This is a genomic window from Mediterraneibacter sp. ICN-202921, assembly GCF_037890075.1.
Classification (GTDB): Bacteria; Bacillota; Clostridia; order Lachnospirales; family Lachnospiraceae; genus Mediterraneibacter; species Mediterraneibacter massiliensis.
On sequence record NZ_JBBKBE010000016.1, the window covers coordinates 48,347 to 66,603 of the forward strand.

The 18,257-nt window shown below is 44.6% G+C and carries 14 protein-coding genes; 12 read left to right on the forward strand and 2 right to left on the reverse strand.

Features of this window, described 5'->3' with window-relative positions; all coding sequences use genetic code 11:
- Window positions 1–5 precede the first annotated feature (5 nt).
- The 8 genes from WKT01_RS11370 (at window position 6) to dnaJ (ending at window position 11,547) form a co-directional block, all read left to right on the forward strand.
- Window positions 6–2,306: a ComEC/Rec2 family competence protein gene (locus tag WKT01_RS11370; protein ID WP_340312410.1), complete on the forward strand. Its 2,301-nt coding sequence runs from the start codon at window positions 6–8 to the stop codon at window positions 2,304–2,306.
- Between the two features lie 72 nt (window positions 2,307–2,378).
- Window positions 2,379–3,380, forward strand: coding sequence for a DNA polymerase III subunit delta (gene holA, locus WKT01_RS11375; RefSeq protein WP_059068903.1), 1,002 nt, complete (start codon window positions 2,379–2,381; stop codon window positions 3,378–3,380).
- 33 nt (window positions 3,381–3,413) lie between these two features.
- Complete coding sequence (lepA, locus tag WKT01_RS11380) at window positions 3,414–5,228, forward strand: translation elongation factor 4 (protein ID WP_117974866.1); 1,815 nt, start codon at window positions 3,414–3,416, stop codon at window positions 5,226–5,228.
- A 1-nt stretch (window position 5,229) separates the two neighbouring features.
- Window positions 5,230–6,408, forward strand: a complete 1,179-nt coding sequence (gene hemW / locus WKT01_RS11385; RefSeq protein ID WP_340312412.1) for a radical SAM family heme chaperone HemW — start codon at window positions 5,230–5,232, stop codon at window positions 6,406–6,408.
- A 163-nt stretch (window positions 6,409–6,571) separates the two neighbouring features.
- Window positions 6,572–7,621 (forward strand): heat-inducible transcriptional repressor HrcA, encoded by a 1,050-nt coding sequence (hrcA, locus tag WKT01_RS11390; protein WP_059068907.1) that lies wholly within the window; start codon window positions 6,572–6,574, stop codon window positions 7,619–7,621.
- A 27-nt stretch (window positions 7,622–7,648) separates the two neighbouring features.
- Window positions 7,649–8,311 carry a nucleotide exchange factor GrpE gene (grpE, locus tag WKT01_RS11395; RefSeq protein WP_117974894.1) on the forward strand — a complete coding sequence of 221 codons (663 nt, stop codon included), beginning with the start codon at window positions 7,649–7,651 and terminating at the stop codon, window positions 8,309–8,311.
- A gap of 58 nt (window positions 8,312–8,369) precedes the next feature.
- Complete coding sequence (dnaK, locus tag WKT01_RS11400) at window positions 8,370–10,241, forward strand: molecular chaperone DnaK (RefSeq protein WP_059068909.1); 1,872 nt, start codon at window positions 8,370–8,372, stop codon at window positions 10,239–10,241.
- Between the two features lie 115 nt (window positions 10,242–10,356).
- Complete coding sequence (gene dnaJ / locus WKT01_RS11405) at window positions 10,357–11,547, forward strand: molecular chaperone DnaJ (RefSeq protein WP_282923744.1); 1,191 nt, start codon at window positions 10,357–10,359, stop codon at window positions 11,545–11,547.
- A gap of 78 nt (window positions 11,548–11,625) precedes the next feature.
- On the opposite strand, the gene WKT01_RS11410 is transcribed toward dnaJ, so the two are convergent.
- Together WKT01_RS11410 and WKT01_RS11415 are read right to left on the reverse strand one after the other, a co-directional pair.
- Entirely contained in the window at window positions 11,626–12,246 is a 621-nt protein-coding gene (locus WKT01_RS11410; protein ID WP_117974870.1) for a response regulator, read from the reverse strand.
- Window positions 12,243–13,031: a sensor histidine kinase gene (locus WKT01_RS11415; protein ID WP_340312415.1), complete on the reverse strand. Its 789-nt coding sequence runs from the start codon at window positions 13,029–13,031 to the stop codon at window positions 12,243–12,245. The genes WKT01_RS11410 and WKT01_RS11415 overlap by 4 nt, the downstream gene beginning before the upstream one ends.
- A 497-nt stretch (window positions 13,032–13,528) precedes the next feature.
- Here WKT01_RS11415 and WKT01_RS11420 point away from each other — a divergent pair, with 497 nt between their 5' ends.
- From WKT01_RS11420 to WKT01_RS11435, 4 genes are all read left to right on the forward strand, one after another.
- Window positions 13,529–14,458 carry an ABC transporter ATP-binding protein gene (locus WKT01_RS11420; protein ID WP_059070381.1) on the forward strand — a complete coding sequence of 310 codons (930 nt, stop codon included), beginning with the start codon at window positions 13,529–13,531 and terminating at the stop codon, window positions 14,456–14,458.
- 14 nt (window positions 14,459–14,472) lie between these two features.
- Window positions 14,473–15,627: an ABC transporter permease gene (locus WKT01_RS11425; protein WP_270396099.1), complete on the forward strand. Its 1,155-nt coding sequence runs from the start codon at window positions 14,473–14,475 to the stop codon at window positions 15,625–15,627.
- The gene (locus tag WKT01_RS11430; RefSeq protein ID WP_117974875.1) at window positions 15,614–16,762 is read left to right on the forward strand and encodes an ABC transporter permease; all 1,149 of its coding nucleotides are present in this window, start codon (window positions 15,614–15,616) and stop codon (window positions 16,760–16,762) included. Before WKT01_RS11425 ends, WKT01_RS11430 begins: the two co-directional genes overlap by 14 nt.
- An 83-nt stretch (window positions 16,763–16,845) precedes the next feature.
- Window positions 16,846–18,231 carry an MATE family efflux transporter gene (locus WKT01_RS11435; protein ID WP_059068919.1) on the forward strand — a complete coding sequence of 462 codons (1,386 nt, stop codon included), beginning with the start codon at window positions 16,846–16,848 and terminating at the stop codon, window positions 18,229–18,231.
- Window positions 18,232–18,257 lie beyond the last annotated feature (26 nt).

The following is an 18,257-nucleotide window of genomic DNA, read 5'->3' on the forward strand; positions in this document are numbered from 1 at the left end:
AAAGTATGATAAAGAGACCCTTATGTGTACTGTCACTTTTTCTTCTGGGTATTGTGACAGTACTGGCGGGAGAACTCCAAGATTCTAAAAAACAAGAGTTCTCCCGGCTAGAAAAAAGTGCTGTCCCAGGGGAGGATACAGCAATAAGTGGGACAGTATATAAGCGGGAAGAAAAAGAACATGTACAGGCGTTTTATATAAAAAATATACGAATAAGTGGAAAGTGTAAAACGCAGATCATAGAAGAATCTAAAATTCTGGTTTATCTCAAACCAAATATATCCAAAAAACAGGTAAAAATAGGAAATCAGGTATATGTACAAGGAGCAGCGGAGGTTTTTGAAACAGCGAGAAACCGCGGGAATTTTGATACTAGATTTTATTACTGTAGACAGGGGATCCACGCACTTTTATGGGCAGACAGCATAGAAGTGATCAGTGCCGATACGGCGGCAGTGAGAGAGAAACTGACAGCACTTAAATATAGGTGGAAAAATAGTCTCATCGAGATATTAGGCGGGTATTATGGAAACGGAGTCAGTGCAGTCTTGCTGGGGGAAAAGGCAGGACTTGACGAATCTATGAAGGAGGAATTCCGTAAGACAGGGATTGGACATATTTTAGCGATTTCCGGTCTGCACATGTCATTTATCGGAATGGGGCTGTATAAGATACTACGCCGTTTGGGTCTGCCTTTTGCAGTATCCGGCGCAGTATCTGCCGTTTTTATGCTGTTATATACTATGATGACAGGGGCAGGGATCTCCAGTATACGTGCGCTTCTTATGTTCGCCATACGCATGGGGGCGGAGGTGTCCGGCAGACAATATGATATGGCGACAAGCCTTTCTCTGGCGGCAGCGATTGTGGCGGTGTCTTCACCACTCAGCGTGCTGGATGCTTCCTTTTTGCTTTCTTTTGGTTCCCTTGCCGGACTGCTCCTTCTGCTTCCTATCCTGGAGAAGGGGCTAATATCCGGCGGGGAAGAAAAACGGAAAGTACAGGTAAGAGTAAAAAAGCATTGTCTTCGAGGATTGTGCGCCAGCGCAGCAGTCAATTTGGCACTTCTTGGGCCTATGCTATATTTTTATTTTGAAATCCCGCCTTATTCTATATTTTTGAATATGCTCATTATTCCGCTGATGCCGCTTTTTATGTCGGCAGGGCTTTTGGGTTCTGGGCTTCTTCTTTTTGCGAAAAGCGCAGGGAAAAAGGTGTTATTTCTGTGCAAAGGGATCCTGTTTTTTTATGACAGAGCATGTACCTTGGCAGGCAGACTGCCGGGAAGTCGTGTGGTGACAGGCAGACCGCCCCAAATATATATGCTGCTGTATTATGTCGTACTGGCAGGAATCTGCATATGGTTTTACAACAAAAAAGACAGGGATAGAAAGCAGAGTACAGACGAACAGGCAGAGAAAGACAGGCAGAGAAAAAGAGCATGGAAAGCTGTCGGAGGGTTTGCGGCGGCAGCGTTTATTTTGCCAGCTGCCTGTATGTGCAGCCACCGTATAAAAACAGGGATGGAAATAGTAGTTCTGGATGTGGGGCAAGGGGATGGGATTTTCATAAGAGGACCGAAAGGCAAGAGGTATCTGATCGACGGTGGAAGCAGCGATGTATCTATGGTGGGAAAGTACAGGATAGAGCCATATCTTTTGTCAGGAGCAGTAGACACACTGGACTATATTTTGATTTCTCATGGTGATGAAGACCACATAAATGGAACAAAAGAATTGCTGGAAAGGCAGAAGATAGGAGTCCGCATAAAAAATCTGGTTCTTCCGCCAGAGCAGGTGTGGGACGAGAAACTGACAGATCTGGCACAGATGGCAGTTCAAAATGACACAAAAGTTTTGGTGATGGGAAAAGGAGATCGACTCACAGAAGGAAAAATGAAAATTGTCTGTCTGCATCCCGACCAGGAATATGATCAGGAGAAAGGGAACGAGGCTTCTATGGTATTGGATATTTCCTATAAAAATCTGGACATTCTGCTGACAGGGGATATAGAAGGACAAAGTGAACAGACATTGGTTAAAGAGGAAATACGGGGGACTTATGAGATATTAAAAGTGGCTCATCATGGTTCCAAGGGCTCCAGTGGGCAAAGATTTTTAGAACAGGTAGATCCAGAGATCGCTCTGATCTCTGCAGGAATAGAAAACCGTTATGGGCATCCCCATGAAGAAGTACTTAAAAGACTTAAGACGCAGGGAAGTAGGGTCTATTCTACCCAGGATAATGGAGCAATCACAATAGAAAGTGACGGACAGAGTATACGGATACAAGGATATGTAAAATGAAGCACGCGCTCAGGGAACAGTCAGATAAACCTCTTGTCAAACAGGAAGAACTTCATATATAATAGAGAAGCTATGAAGAGTTTAAATGAAGATTTAAAAACAGGACAATTTAAACAAATATATCTTCTCTATGGAGAGGAAGGATATTTGAAGAAACAGTATAAGGAACGGCTTACAAAAGCAATGCTTCCAGAAGGGGATACGATGAACTATGCGTATTATGAAGGGAAGAATGTGGATGTAAAAGAGGTGATAGACCTGGCAGAGACGCTTCCTTTTTTTTCTGAGCGCAGGCTTTTGGTATTTGAAAATACCGGCTTTTTTAAGAGCGCAGGTGCGGATTTGGCAGAATATGTAAAAGAAATGCCGCAGACTTCTTTCTTCCTTTTTGTAGAAAGTGAAGTAGATAAACGCAGTAAACTGTATAAGGCAGTAAAGGCAAAAGGGCGTATTGTCGAGCTTTCTATGCAGGATGAGGGGACTTTGAAACGGTGGGTAGCAGGGCTCGTACGAAAAGAGAATAAGCAGATTTCAGAGAACTGTATCGTATATTTTCTGAATAAGATCGGAACCGATATGGAGAATATTCTGCGGGAACTTGAAAAGCTGTTTTGTTATACTATGGAACGGAACAGCATCACAAAGGAAGATATTGACGCTGTCTGTGTAACACAGATGACAAATCATATTTTTGACATGGTCAACGCAGTGGCAGAGAAGAAACAGAAAAAGGCGTTGGATCTGTATTATGAACTGCTTGCTTTAAAAGAACCGCCTATGCGGATCTTATTCCTTTTGGCAAGGCAGTACCGGATCTTATTTCATGTAAAAGAGCTGATCGGAAAGGGATATGGCAGAAAGGAAATCGCGGCAAAAGCAGGCCTCCATCCGTTCGCGGCGGGAAAATATATGGAGCAGGAGAAATATTTTAAGAGCCGGGAACTGCGCCTGATCATGGAAGATGCCGCCGACATTGAACAGAGAGTAAAAACGGGGCTTTTGACAGATCATCTGGCAGTGGAATTGTTTTTAGTGAAATATTCCGCGGGTAATCAGAAAAACTGTAAAAAATAGAGAAAAATACAGGATATAACAGGAGGAAGAGAAGTGTCCGAGATAGAACAGAGTAAAATACGAAATTTTTGTATCATCGCACATATCGATCATGGAAAGTCGACATTGGCAGATCGTATCATTGAGAAAACAGGGCTTTTGACAAGCCGGGAGATGCAGTCCCAGGTGCTGGACAATATGGATCTGGAGAGGGAGAGAGGTATCACGATCAAGGCGCAGGCGGTCAGGACTGTCTACAAGGCAAAGGATGGGGAAGAATATATTTTTAATCTGATAGACACTCCTGGGCATGTAGATTTTAATTACGAGGTATCCAGAAGTCTTGCGGCGTGCGACGGTGCCATTCTGGTCGTGGACGCGGCACAGGGGGTGGAAGCGCAGACGCTGGCGAATGTGTATCTTGCCCTGGATCATGACTTGGATGTCATGCCGGTCATCAATAAGATCGATCTGCCAAGCGCGGATCCGGATCGGGTCAAAGAAGAAATTGAAGATGTGATCGGTATCGAGGCGGATGAGGCACCGCTTATATCGGCTAAGACGGGGCTGCATGTGGAAGACGTATTGGAACAGATCATCACGAAGATTCCTGCGCCGGGCGGAGATGCGGCGGCGCCTCTAAAGGCACTGATCTTTGACTCCGTATATGACGCGTATAAGGGGGTGATCGTGTTCTGCAGGATCAAAGAAGGAACAGTAAAAAAGGGAACTCCGATCAAAATGATGGCTACAGGCGCTGTGGCGGATGTGGTGGAAGTCGGATACTTTGGTGCAGGACAGTTTATACCATGCCAGGAACTGAGCGCCGGTATGGTAGGATATATAACGGCGAGTCTTAAGAATGTAAAAGATACAAGAGTAGGTGACACGGTGACCAATGCGCAGGAACCATGTGCCGAGCCGCTTCCGGGATATAAGAAGGTCAATCCGATGGTGTATTGTGGTTTATATCCAGCGGACGGCGCAAAGTATCCGGACCTTAGAGATGCCTTGGAAAAACTACAGTTAAATGACGCTGCCCTGCAGTTTGAAGCAGAGACGTCTGTTGCGCTCGGTTTTGGATTCCGCTGCGGCTTCCTGGGACTTCTGCATTTGGAGATTATTCAGGAACGTTTAGAAAGAGAATATAATTTGGATCTGGTGACAACGGCGCCAAGTGTTATCTATAAGGTGCATAAGACAAATGGGGAAGTGATCGATCTGACGAATCCGACGAATCTGCCGGATCCGGCGGAGATTGATTATATGGAAGAACCAATGGTAAAGGCAGAGATTATGGTGACATCTGAATTTATCGGTGCGATCATGGATCTATGCCAGGAACGCCGGGGGGTATACCAGGGAATGGAGTATATTGAAGAAAAACGGGCGGTTCTTCATTATCATCTTCCGCTAAATGAGATCATCTACGATTTCTTTGATGCCTTGAAATCTCGTTCCAGAGGCTATGCTTCTTTTGATTACGAGATGTTGGGATATGAACGTTCTGAACTGGTGAAGCTGGATATTCTTATCAACAAAGAAGAAGTAGATGCACTGTCCTTCATCGTCTTTAGCGGAAGCGCATATGAACGGGGAAGAAAAATGTGTGAAAAATTAAAAGAAGAAATCCCCCGTCAGCTTTTTGAAATTCCTATCCAGGCGGCGGTCGGCAGTAAGATCATTGCCAGAGAAACTGTCCGCGCGATGCGCAAAGACGTTCTGGCCAAATGCTACGGCGGTGATATTTCCCGTAAGAAGAAACTGCTGGAGAAGCAAAAGGAAGGAAAGAAGAGAATGCGCCAGATAGGAAATGTAGAAATTCCACAGAAGGCGTTCATGAGTGTTTTAAAACTGGATGATGATTGATATGAGAAAAGAATTAGAATTGTATCTGCATATCCCATTTTGCGTCAGGAAATGTGCGTATTGTGATTTTTTGTCTGCGGCTGCGGATGAAGAGACGATACGGCGATATGTGGATGCATTGATCTGCGAGATAGAAAGGCAGCGCACATTTGCGCGGCAATATATAGTGACAACAGTTTTTATGGGCGGAGGAACTCCGTCCATTTTAGCAGGAGAAGAAACGGAGCGCATTTTCCGCGCTCTATATCAGACGTTTACATTTGCAGAGAAACCTGAGATTACGATAGAAGTGAACCCCGGCACTGTATCGGAGGAAAAATTAAGACGGTGGAAAGCGTCCGGGATCAATCGTCTGAGTATTGGACTGCAGTCGGCGGACGATCGGGAATTAAAATTTCTGGGCAGGATACACACATTTGAGGCATTTACAGATACATTTCATATGGCGCGGAGCTGTGGTTTTGAAAATATCAATGTAGATCTGATCTCTGCGATCCCGGGACAAGATCTTGAGAGCTGGGAACGGACTTTGAAAAGAACGGCAGAAGCAAAGCCGGAGCATGTCTCCGCATATAGTCTGATATTGGAGGAAGGCACGCCCTTTTATACCTGGTATGTAAACGAAGAACGACCACAGGGGAAGAAAGATCTGCCGGCGCTTCCGGGAGAGGATGCAGACAGGGAGATGTACAAAAAGACAGAGAGTATTTTAAAAGCATACGGTTACGAACGGTACGAAATCTCGAATTATGCAAAGAAGGGATATGCATGCCGGCATAATCTGGGATATTGGGAACGAAAAGAATACCTAGGCCTGGGACTTGGCGCCGCGTCTTTGATAGGGGAACGACGTTTTTCCAATACAAGCAGTTTAGGCGAGTATCTTCAGATCTTTGAGACTGGACAGCCGACTGCTTCTGCGAGAGTCGGCACGGAGATCTTAAGCATAGAGGATCAGATGGAAGAATTTATGTTTCTGGGACTCCGCAAAATGAAAGGGATCTCTTACGCGGAATTTTTTGATCGGTTTGGAAGGGAAGCATACAGCGTATATGGGGAACAGATCCAAAAGCTAAAAGAAGAGGGGCTTTTAAAAGAACAGGAGGGTTTTCTTACTCTGACAGATTTCGGCATTGATATCAGCAACTATGTATTCGAGAAGTTTCTTTTTGACAGGTAGGATAGGAAAGCATATATTTTGACTTTCTAAGATTTGACTTCCTAATCCTAAAAAATGTATAAACAGTGTTGACAAACACAAATCCTAGTGCTATCTTAATATACGTAAGGTGTTAGCACTCAAAACTAAAGAGTGCTAATAAGCTTTAGGAAGGGAGAAAAAGATGGTGACGGACACAGGTTTAAATGAAAGAAAACTGACGATACTAAAAGCAATCATCCAGAACTATCTTGAGACAGGAGAACCTGTTGGTTCAAGGACCCTTTCCAAATATACAGAACTGAATTTAAGTTCTGCGACGATCCGGAACGAGATGGCGGATCTGGAAGACTTGGGTTATATTTTCCAGCCGCATACATCTGCGGGGCGGATTCCCTCTGACAAGGGATATCGGTTATATGTCGATATGCTGATGGAGGAAAAAGAGCAGGAGATTACAGAACTGAAAAATACAATGCTTGAGAAGACGGGGAAGGTGGAGCAGGTCTTGCAGCAGGCGGCAAAGGTGCTTGCCGCAAATACCAATTATGCGACCATGGTATCGTCTCCTATGAACAACCGCAATACACTGAAGTTTATCCAGTTGTCCCAGGTGGATGAAGAACAGATCGTGGCTGTTATTGTAATGGGAGGAAATGTAATCAAGAATAAGATCATTGAAGTTGGCGAAAGCTTAAGTAATGAAAACCTTCTGAAGCTGAATATGCTGCTGAATACAACATTGAACGGGATGTCGATCGATCAGATTACACTGGGGCTGATCGCGCGGTTAAAAGAGCAGGCAGGTATCCACAGCCAGGTGATCGGAAATGTGCTGGACGCAGTGGCGGAGATCATCCATGTAGAAGATGATATGGAGATTTATACGAGCGGCGCGACGAATATTTTCAAATATCCGGAATTGAGCGATAAGCAGAGCGCCCAGGAGATCATCAGTGCATTTGAGGAAAAGCAGCAGCTAGCTGATCTGGTGACGGAGACGCTTGCCAGTGAGGACAATCATGGGATCCAGGTGTATATCGGAGACGAGACGCCTGTTAAGACGATGAAGGACTGCAGTGTAGTGACAGCAACATACGAACTGGGAGAAGGCATGAAAGGAACGATCGGTATCATCGGTCCTAAACGTATGGATTATGAACATGTCATGAAAACGCTGAAAACTTTGCAAAATGAGTTGGATGCGATTTACAGTAAAGAGTCGAAAGAATAGGAAGGTGAAAAATCAGTGGATGAAAAGATGAGCAAAGAAGATATGGTAAAAGAAGCTGTTGAAGAGGCAAAAGCAAAGGCAAGTGAAAAGCAGAAAAAAGATGAAGACAGCGTAAATGCAGAAGAGACAAAAGCAGCTGAAGCAGAAGAGACAAAAGAAGAACAGACCGAGGAAGGCACAGAGCAAGACGTAGAAGATACTGAAAGTGAAAAGCCAGAAAAGAAGAAGTTGTTTTCTAAAAAGCCGAAGAAAGACAAAAAGGATGAGAAAATAGAAGAACTTACAGATCGGCTGACGCGGCAGATGGCGGAATTTGATAATTTCCGAAAGCGTACAGATAAAGAAAAATCACAGATGTATGAAATCGGAGCAAAAGATGTGATTGAAAAGATCCTTCCAGTTGTCGATAATTTCGAGAGAGGGCTCGCAGCGGTGAAGGAAGAGGAAAAGGGCAATCCTTTTGAAGAAGGAATGGAGAAGATTTATAAACAATTGATGACAACACTGGAAGCCCTTGAAGTAAGACCGATAGAAGCAGTCGGCAAGGAATTTGATCCGGATTTTCATAATGCAGTGATGCATGTAGAGGATGAGGAACTGGGAGAGAATATCATCACAGAAGAGTTCCAGAAAGGGTACACATACAGAGACAGCGTGGTAAGGCACAGTATGGTAAAAGTAGCAAATTAATATTCCATAAACAGAATAAAGAAATAGATCAGAAGATCAATGAAGGAGGAATCTTAGTATGGGAAAAATAATAGGAATTGACTTAGGTACAACAAACAGCTGTGTGGCTGTTATGGAAGGCGGGCAGCCCACAGTCATCGCGAATACAGAAGGCGCGAGAACGACACCGTCTGTCGTAGCATTTACAAAGACAGGAGAACGTTTAGTCGGTGAGCCGGCAAAGCGTCAGGCAGTAACGAATGCAAGCAGGACGATCTCATCGATCAAAAGAGAGATGGGCTCAGACCATAAGGAAGATATCGACGGAAAGAAATATTCACCACAGGAAATTTCGGCTATGATCCTGCAGAAGCTCAAAGCAGATGCAGAAGGATACTTAGGTGAGAAAGTTACAGAAGCAGTGATCACTGTTCCGGCTTATTTTAATGACGCGCAGCGTCAGGCGACAAAGGATGCCGGTAAAATCGCGGGTCTGGATGTAAAACGTATCATCAATGAGCCTACGGCTGCCGCACTTGCCTATGGCCTGGATAATGAAAAAGAGCAGAAGATCATGGTATATGACTTGGGCGGCGGAACCTTTGATGTTTCGATCATCGAGATTGGCGACGGAGTCATCGAAGTACTTGCAACGGCAGGAAACAACAGACTGGGCGGAGACGACTTTGACCAGAAGATTACAGATTATATGCTTGCTGACTTTAAAGCAAAAGAAGGCGTAGATTTATCTACAGATAAGATGGCTCTCCAGAGATTAAAAGAGGCCGCAGAAAAAGCGAAAAAAGAACTTTCTTCTGCTACAACGACGAATATCAACCTTCCGTTCATCACAGCAACAGCAGAAGGGCCGAAGCATTTTGATATGAATCTGACAAGAGCAAAATTTGACGAATTGACAAGAGATCTTGTTGATAAAACAGCAGAACCTGTGAAGAGAGCACTTTCTGACGCAGGACTGACCGCATCTGAATTAGGGCAGGTGCTGCTTGTCGGCGGTTCCACACGTATACCGGCTGTACAGGAAGAAGTGAAACGTCTGACGGGAAGAGAACCAAGCAAGTCCCTGAATCCGGACGAATGTGTTGCGCTGGGCGCTTCTGTACAGGGAGGAAAACTTGCCGGAGACGCAGGCGCAGGAGATATCCTTCTTCTGGATGTTACTCCGTTGTCACTGTCTATTGAGACAATGGGCGGTGTCGCTACAAGGCTGATCGAGAGAAATACGACGATCCCTACAAAGAAGAGCCAGATTTTCTCTACAGCAGCAGATAATCAGACAGCAGTAGATATTAATGTAGTGCAGGGCGAGAGACAGTTCGCAAAAGATAATAAATCACTTGGTCAGTTCAGACTGGATGGTATTCCGCCGGCTCCACGCGGAATCCCGCAGATCGAGGTTACATTCGATATTGATGCAAATGGTATTGTAAATGTATCTGCAAAAGATCTGGGAACAGGAAAAGAACAGCATATCACGATCACCGCAGGTTCTAACATGTCAGACGCAGATATTGACAAGGCTGTGAAAGAAGCAGCAGAATTTGAGGCGCAGGACAAGAAGAGAAAAGAAGCGATCGATACAAGAAATGAAGCAGACACTATGGTATTCCAGACAGAAAAGGCTCTCAAAGAAGTGGGCGATAAGTTGGATGCAAATGATAAAGCAGCAGTTGAGGCAGACTGTCAGGCGTTGAAAGACGTGTTGGCAAAATCTACTCCTGAGGAGGCTACAGAAGCACAGATAGCTGAAATCAAGGCTGCAAAAGAAAAATTGATGGAGAGCGCGCAGAAACTTTTCACAAAGATGTATGAGCAGGCAGGAGCTGCAGCAGGAGCAGGAGCCGCAGGAGGCCCCGCACCGGAGGCAGGACCGGCACCGGACGGCTTCCAGGGTGACGACGTTGTAGACGGAGATTATAAGGAAGTCTAAGAGCACTTACAACGCTTTGCGAGGACAGATACGCCGCACAAAGAGTTCCGTTTGCGGAACTCTTTGTGCCGTGTATAAAAGATGAATGAAAGAGTGAAAGGTAGAGTATAGTATTATGGCAGAGTCAAAAAGAGATTATTACGAGGTGCTTGGTGTCGGCAGAGACGCGGATGAAGCAGCGATTAAGAAGGCTTATCGTGCCCTGGCTAAAAAGTACCATCCCGATATGAATCCGGGAGATGCCGAGGCAGAGAAAAAATTCAAAGAGGCATCAGAAGCGTATGCAGTACTCAGTGACCCTGATAAACGCAGACAGTATGACCAGTTCGGGCATGCGGCATTTGAAGGCGGCGCCGGGGGAGCAGGAGGATTCGGCGGTTTTGATTTTAACGGCGCTGATTTCAGTGACATTTTTGGAGATATTTTTGGAGATCTGTTTGGCGGTGGCAGGAGAAGCGGCCGTGCCGGAAACGGACCGATGAGAGGCGGCAATATAAGGAAGAGTATTCGTATCACATTCGAGGAGGCTGTGTTCGGGTGTGAAAAAGAACTGGACTTAGTATTGAAAGATCCCTGCGAAGCCTGCCATGGAACCGGGGCAAAACCGGGGACATCTCCGGAGACATGTCCGAAATGCGGAGGAAAAGGTCAGGTCGTATATACTTCCCAGTCATTCTTTGGAACTGTACAAAATGTGCAGACATGTCCGAATTGCGGAGGTTCAGGGAAAGTAATCAAAGAAAAATGTTCCTCCTGTTCAGGAACAGGGTATACATCCAGCAGGAAGAAAATTAAAGTTACGATTCCGGCAGGGATAGATAATGGGCAGAGCGTGCGTATACGGGATAAGGGAGAACCCGGTGTAAACGGCGGTCCGAGAGGAGATCTGTTGGTTGAAGTCAATGTATCCAGACATCCCATCTTCCAGAGACAGGATATGCATATTTTTTCCACTGTCCCGATTTCATTCGCGCAGGCGGCGTTAGGCGGCGATGTGAGGATCCCGACTGTGGATGGAGACGTGCTCTATACGGTAAAAGCGGGAACGAAGACAGATACGAAAGTACGTCTGAAAGGAAAAGGCGTGCCGTCTCTGAGAAATTCGCAGGTAAGAGGAGACCATTATGTCACTTTAGTCATCCAGACACCGGAGAGATTGAGCCAGGAGGCAAAAGAAGCTTTGCGCAGATTTGATGAGTTGACAGGGAATACGTTGCGTCAGAATGAATCTGCATCCGAAAAAAGTGAAAAGAAGTCTAAGAAAAAAGGATTTATGGATAAAGTAAAAGAAGCTTTTGAAGAATAAAAAACTTGAAAGCACAGAAAAAGTGGGTGCCGGGAATATTTCCGACACCCACTTTTTTGTGCAGACGAGACAGATATCCTATTTGTTTTGATAATAGAAAACAGCAAGCTGCGTGCGGTCTCTTAAATTTAGTTTATCCAGGATGGCACTCAGATAATTCCGTACAGTTCCCTCACTTAAATATAGCTGTGCGGCAATTTCTTTATTGCTTAAACCTTCTGCTATAAGACGGATGATAGCAGTCTCTCGTTCATTGATATCATAAGAGGCATAGTCAAACGCAGGCTGTTTGTGGAGAAGATCTGGGATACGCGATACAATCTCATTCCCAAAGACAGTCTGACCGGAGCAGACGGCACGTATCGCCGGAGCGATGGTCTGATAGTCTTGTTTTAAAAGATATCCTTTTGCCCCTATTTTTAATGCTTTTACAATATATTCATCATCAGAAAAAGTCGTCAGAAGCAAGATCTTCGCATCTGGAAATTCTGCCAGTATATCTGCCGCAGCATCCAGACCGTTTCTTTCTTTCATCCGGATATCCATGAGAAGGACATCCGGACGGTGTTTCTTGTACAGGGGAAGGGCTTGCCGACCGTCGAAGGCAGTTGCGGCCACACAAAAATCAGGTACGGCAGTGAGGATCATCTGCAAAGCGTTTACAACGAGGCAGTCATCATCGATCAAGATCAGTTTCATAAGGTTGTCTCCTTTGGAATTGTGATAAATATTTTAAATCCGTCTTCTGTCAGTATTTGTACATTGCCGTGCAGGGCACTGATACGCTCTTTCATATTGGAAATACCAATCCCGTAAGTCTTTGGCGTATAGCTGGAACCATTGTCTTCGATACAGAGTTGATAGAGTGCCGGGTGTTCTCGGATCAGAATGGAGGCTTTCGTGGCATTGCTGTGCCGTATCATATTAGAAAGCGCTTCTTTTGTAATACTTATAAAGCTGTATTTTACATCTTTGGGAACGTCTCTGCCGCAGTCATAGCAGTAGTGTACGGGACAGAATGAGAAGTCTTTTATGACAGAAGCAATCGCCTCCTCTAAATTTATGGCTTCATCGTGCAGGTCATGTACGCTGTTTCTGATCGTATCCATGGCGGAGTTTAATGTCATTTCCAGGGAATCTATAGTGCTATGCAGGCAGATGTCGGTATTTGTTGCTTTTACAGCTCCAAGAAGAAGGATGGAGCGTGAGAGGAGATGCCCTACATTGTCATGGATCTCTCTGGCGATCCGGTTACGTTCACGCAATGTGGCCGCATAGATTTCATAATTTTGCTTTTCCATCAGAGATCGGTTTTTCTCTGCGAGCAGAAGCGTACGCTCACGGCTGTCATCCTGCGTACAAAGAAAACGAGCCTCTAAAGTTTCATAATGCGTTGTCATATATTGGAGATAAAAAGCAAGCAGTGTACCAAAACAGACAAGTATGAGAACCGGATAGGGGAAAAGATGCATACGTACGATCATCAAAAAAGAAATCCCCCCTAGGATGGCCGGAAGATACTGTTTTTTCAAAAAAAGCATATAGAAAAAGACAGGATAAAAGCAAAAGAATTCCGCATAGAACAAGACGGAAAAAAAGCCGCAAATGCATAAGAGGTAAAGTAAAAAATCTCTTGTGATGATACGGGTCAGGCAGTAAAAAATCAAGGTCATCAAAAATGAGAACACATATTGAATGTCTGGCTCTATAAAGAACAGACATAGAATACCGGTCAGCATAAGTAAACACAGATTGAGAAAATGCTTCATATTCAGACGGCGAAAGCCCCTCCTTTTACGCTCGCAGGGCAGCGAGCGTTTTTAAGTTTCCTGGATTTATTATAGTACAAAAGGAGAGATAGAGCAAAGAAAAAACAGGAGTTATGACATTTGTCATATGGAAGTTATGACAGATTACACTGCAAAGAGAAAATATCAGTATGTATACTAAGAGATAACAAGAGGAAGGAGATAAGGATATGATCATCGAGATAAAAAACCTGGTAAAACGATATGGCAGTCTGGTCGCGTTAGATCATTTTAATCTGGAAGTAGAGGAAGGAGAAATCTTCGGACTGCTCGGACCCAATGGCAGCGGGAAGTCTACGGCTATAAACTGTATGTTGGCCCTGTTAAAATACGACAGAGGCGATATCCGTATTTTCGGTGAAGAGATGGCACCGGATAATTATCGGGTAAAAAAACAGATTGGGATCGTCCTTCAGGAGGTGGCAGTTTTTGATGAATTGAATGTGTATGAAAATATTGATTATTTCTGCGGATTATATATAAGAGATAAGAAAGAGCGAAAAAAGCTGGTGGAAGAGGCGTTGGAATTTGTGGAACTTACAGAGTTTAAGAAGATGTACCCTAAGAAACTATCCGGTGGATTGCTGCGCAGACTGAACATAGCTTGTGGGATCGCGCATAAGCCCAGATTGATCATTTTGGATGAACCGACAGTGGCGGTAGACGCCCAGAGCAGAAATAAGATTTTGGAAGGGATGAAGGCATTGAACCGGCAAGGCTCTACGATCATTTATACATCCCATTATATGGAAGAAGTAGAGCAGATCTGCACACGGATCGCGATCATGGATCATGGGAGAAACGTGGCAGAAGGGACAAAAGAAGAATTAAAAAGCATGATAAAGATGGGAGAAATGGTGACAGTTGAGGCTGTTGCCCTGACAGAAGAGCAGCTTCAGGAAATCCAGGAGATACCACATGTTTTTGAAGTGCTGTATAAAGAGCAGATATTAACGGTGCGGTGTACTAAGGCGAAGCACAATCTGATTCGTATTCTAACCTATATGCAGGAAAGAGAGATTGATTTTGGCAGGGTATTTTCCGAACTGCCCACACTCAACGATGTGTTTTTGGAAATTACAGGAAAACAGCTTCGGGATTAAAGGAGGGAACGGTGATGCTGGATTTGATCAAATATACAGGGAAAGCAAAGCTTAGGAATTTAAGCATTGTATTTTGGCCCTTCTTCTTTCCTTTGCTTCTAGCTACCTTCTTCTATCTCTCGTTTGGAAATATTTCAGAAGCGGATTTTGAGACGATCCCGGTCGCAGTCGTGAAACAGGAAGTACAAAGCGAGAGCGCAAAAGAAGAACAGAAAGTGTTTTTGCAGTTTCTTGCTGCAGTAAGTGTAAAAAAGGAGACAGAAAACGGACTGCTCCGCACGGAGGAAATGACGGAAAAAGAAGCGGAAAAAACTCTGCGGGCCGGAAAGGTGCAAGGAATCTTCTATGTAGGGAAAGAACGTTCTCTGACTGTAGGAGGAAACGGTATTTCTCAGAGTATTTTGCAGACTCTCCTTGAAAATTATGAGAATGGCAGACAGATGCTGTTAAATATAGCGCAGACACATCCGGAGAAAGTCGAGATGGTGATAAAGAGTCTGTCCAAACAAGATGTATATATCAAACAGGTATCTTTAGGAGGTAAGACGACAGACGGAAATGCGCAGTTTTTCTATGCATTGATCGGAATGGCATGCTTATACGGATGTTTCATCGGCTTCGGGTCGGCGATGTGTCTGCAGGCGAATCTGACAGCGCTTGCCGCGCGCAGATGTGTCAGTCCTGTACACAAAATGAAACATATTTTGATGGAAATCCTTATTTCTTTCGCATTACACTTTTTTAATATTATGGTTCTGCTTCTTTATTTGAAATATGGATTTAGACTGGCATTTGGCGGTAATTTTCTGAAGATGATCCCGATCGCGCTCCTTGGAAGTATGCTTGGTGTTTCTATGGGACTGTTTGTCAGCAGTATTGGGAAAATGGGTGAAGGCGTAAAGATTGGGATTTTGATCGGCGTCTCTATGCTATGCAGTTTCTTGGCAGGCTTGTTCAATGGTACGATGAAGGATGTTGTGGAGAGAAATATACCCTTTCTCAATCGCGTGAATCCGGCGGCAGTGATTGCGGATGCATTGTACAGTATCAATGTGTATGATGATCCGGCGCGCTATATGAAAAATCTTATGCTTCTTGGGAGTTTGTGTATCTTGATGGTGACCGGAGCGTTTTTGATCGTGAGGAGGGAACGGTATGACAGTATTTAAGGCATATATGAAAATCGCAAAGAAAAATATATGGTTGTTTATGATGTACCTTGCTATTTTCTTTGTAGTTACCGTAGTCTTTCAAAAAGTATCGGCAGGAGAGAAAAAGGCGCCGGGATATCAGAAAGCAAGTGTGCCTATTGGAATTGTAGATGAGGACAAAGGCGTGCTGGCAGACAGTCTGAAAGAATATTTGGGAAGGACGAATGAGATTGTTCTTCTTCCAAATGAGAAAGAAGTACTGCAGGAAAATTTGTTTTATCGGAATGTAGAGTATATTTTGTGGATACCGGAATCCTTTGCGCAGACGTGTATCGCAGAAGGGGAACCTTTGAAAGTTGTGAAGCTGCCGGGATCCTCTTCCGGATATTATATAGATCGACAGATCAATAGTTTCCTGCAGTATGCCCAAATTTATGAAGCGGCAGATTTTACAGAGGCAGAAGCCGCAGAAAAAATGCGGGATATAAAAAGTGCAGAGATTACCTTGCTTGATACAAAGAAGAATGTAGGAAAAACACCGGACTATACGTTTTATTATCAATATATGCCTTATCTTGTTATGAGTGTTATATGTTATATATTGGGGTATATCTTGTTAGGCTTCAGAAGAGGAGAGCTGTCACGCAGAATGCAGGCATCTGCTGTATCGAGACAGAGGCAGAGCGCGGAAGGGATAGCGGCGGCATGTATTCTGTCGCTTGCCTTGTGGACGATCTTGACGGCGGTGGGAATATTGCTGTATGGGCAGCGGTTTATAAAGAGCGCAGGGTTTGTGTGGTTTTTGCTAAATTCGCTTGTCCTGGTACTGACTGTTCTGTCGATCGCTTATCTATGCGGACTGGCAATAAAAAATTCCAATGCACTTAGCGGACTGGTCAATACGCTTACTTTGGGCATGTGCTTTGTATGCGGAGTCTTTGTACCGCTTGAGTATATGAATAAGACGGTGAAGACGGCGGCACAGTTTCTTCCGATCTACTGGTATGAGAAGGTCAATCAGATCCTGAGTGAGTTTGGGGATATTACAGGAAGCGTCAGGACAGAAGTCCTGCAGGGGATCGGGATCCAGCTTGTATTTGCCTTGGCGTTTATGTGTGTGACATTTGTGGTATCAAGAGAAAAACACTGGTAGGAGAAAAACAGAAAAATATGCTTTACATCCCTTTCGAAAAACAGCTATAATAACGGATGAGAAAAGGAAATGAGAGGGATAGTATGTTTTTAAGAGAAAAGGAAGAGAATCTGGGAATAGACTGGAAAGTTTTTTACTACAATGTCATCGCGCTTGTCATTCCTATGGCATTGCAAAATCTGATTAATGTCGGAGTGACGGCGGCGGATGTTATTATGCTGGGAAGGGTAGGAGAAAAAGCGCTTTCGGGTGCTTCCCTTGCTGGGCAGGTACAATATATCATGACCTTGTTTTTGTTTGGACTGACGTCGGGAGCCACTGTTTTGACAGCGCAGTATTGGGGGAAGAAGGATAAAAAGGCAATCGAAAAGATCCTGGGAATGACAGTGAAAGCGGCAATCCTTGTCACAGCTGCTTTTATGGCAGCAGCACTTGCGGTACCCGGTCTGCTTATGAAGATTTTTACAAATGATCCGGCAGTCATAGAACAGGGCGTATCATATCTGCGGATCGTCGCTTTTTCTTATGTTTTGATGGGAATCACGCAAGGCTATCTGTATGTGATGAGAAGTGTGGAGAGAGTCGTGGTAGCGACGGTCGTTTATCTGCTTTCTCTGCTGTGCAATGTGGCGCTGAATTCAATCTTCATCTTTGGTTTATTCGGATGTCCGGCAATGGGCGTGAAAGGGGCGGCAATTGGAACAGTATGCGCGAGAGTGCTGGAGATATGCCTCGTGGCAGGGTATGCGCGTTTTTTTAATAAGGATATAAAATTGAAAGTGTCCTATATCTGGCATGTGGACAGGACATTGTTTTCGGATTTTATGAAATATTCGCTTCCCGTCGTAGCAAATGAGATCATGTGGGGTCTAGGCACTGCTGCTAATACAGCGATCTTGGGACACTTGGGCAGTGCGGCAGTAGCGGCAAATTCTGTGGCGCAGGTAGCAAGACAGCTTGCGACGGTCGTCGCATTCGGGCTTGCCAGCGCGGCAGCAATCTATCTGGGGAAGACGATCGGTGAGAAAAAGATGGAACATGCCAAGGCATATGCGCGGCGGTTTATTTTCTTAAGTGTCGTTATGGGTCTGGCCGGCGGACTTTTGATCCTGGCGGCGGCTCCGTTAGCAGCGGCAGCATTGTCGCTGACAATGGCGGCGAAAGAGTATTTAAAATTTATGTTTTTTGTCATGTCTTATTTCGTGATCGGGCAGGCATGGAACACCACAATGGTCGTAGGCATCTTTCGTTCCGGCGGGGATACACGTTTCGGGCTGCTGCTGGATGTAGGAACGATGTGGGGATGTTCCATTTTGTTAGGTTTTATCGCCGCGTTCATACTGCATTTGCCGGTACCGCTCGTATATATGATACTGATGAGTGATGAACTGATCAAATTACCGATCACATATAAGCGGTATAGAAGCTACAAGTGGCTGAAGATCGTGACGCGAGAAGAAGATAGCTGATATTATAGCAGGGTAAATGTATAAAA

Bases quoted from the DNA above. Each gene is read 5' to 3' on its own strand.
- WKT01_RS11430 (WP_117974875.1), top strand. From the start codon at position 15,614: ATGACAGTATTTAAGGCATATATGAAAATCGCAAAGAAAAATATATGG.
- grpE (WP_117974894.1), top strand. From the start codon at position 7,649: ATGAGCAAAGAAGATATGGTAAAAGAAGCTGTTGAAGAGGCAAAAGCA.
- WKT01_RS11415 (WP_340312415.1), bottom strand. From the start codon at position 13,031: ATGATCGTACGTATGCATCTTTTCCCCTATCCGGTTCTCATACTTGTC.
- dnaJ (WP_282923744.1), top strand. From the start codon at position 10,357: ATGGCAGAGTCAAAAAGAGATTATTACGAGGTGCTTGGTGTCGGCAGA.
- hrcA (WP_059068907.1), top strand. From the start codon at position 6,572: ATGGTGACGGACACAGGTTTAAATGAAAGAAAACTGACGATACTAAAA.
- dnaK (WP_059068909.1), top strand. From the start codon at position 8,370: ATGGGAAAAATAATAGGAATTGACTTAGGTACAACAAACAGCTGTGTG.
- holA (WP_059068903.1), top strand. From the start codon at position 2,379: ATGAAGAGTTTAAATGAAGATTTAAAAACAGGACAATTTAAACAAATA.
- WKT01_RS11435 (WP_059068919.1), top strand. From the start codon at position 16,846: ATGTTTTTAAGAGAAAAGGAAGAGAATCTGGGAATAGACTGGAAAGTT.
- WKT01_RS11370 (WP_340312410.1), top strand. From the start codon at position 6: ATGATAAAGAGACCCTTATGTGTACTGTCACTTTTTCTTCTGGGTATT.
- WKT01_RS11425 (WP_270396099.1), top strand. From the start codon at position 14,473: ATGCTGGATTTGATCAAATATACAGGGAAAGCAAAGCTTAGGAATTTA.
- WKT01_RS11410 (WP_117974870.1), bottom strand. From the start codon at position 12,246: ATGAAACTGATCTTGATCGATGATGACTGCCTCGTTGTAAACGCTTTG.
- hemW (WP_340312412.1), top strand. From the start codon at position 5,230: ATGAGAAAAGAATTAGAATTGTATCTGCATATCCCATTTTGCGTCAGG.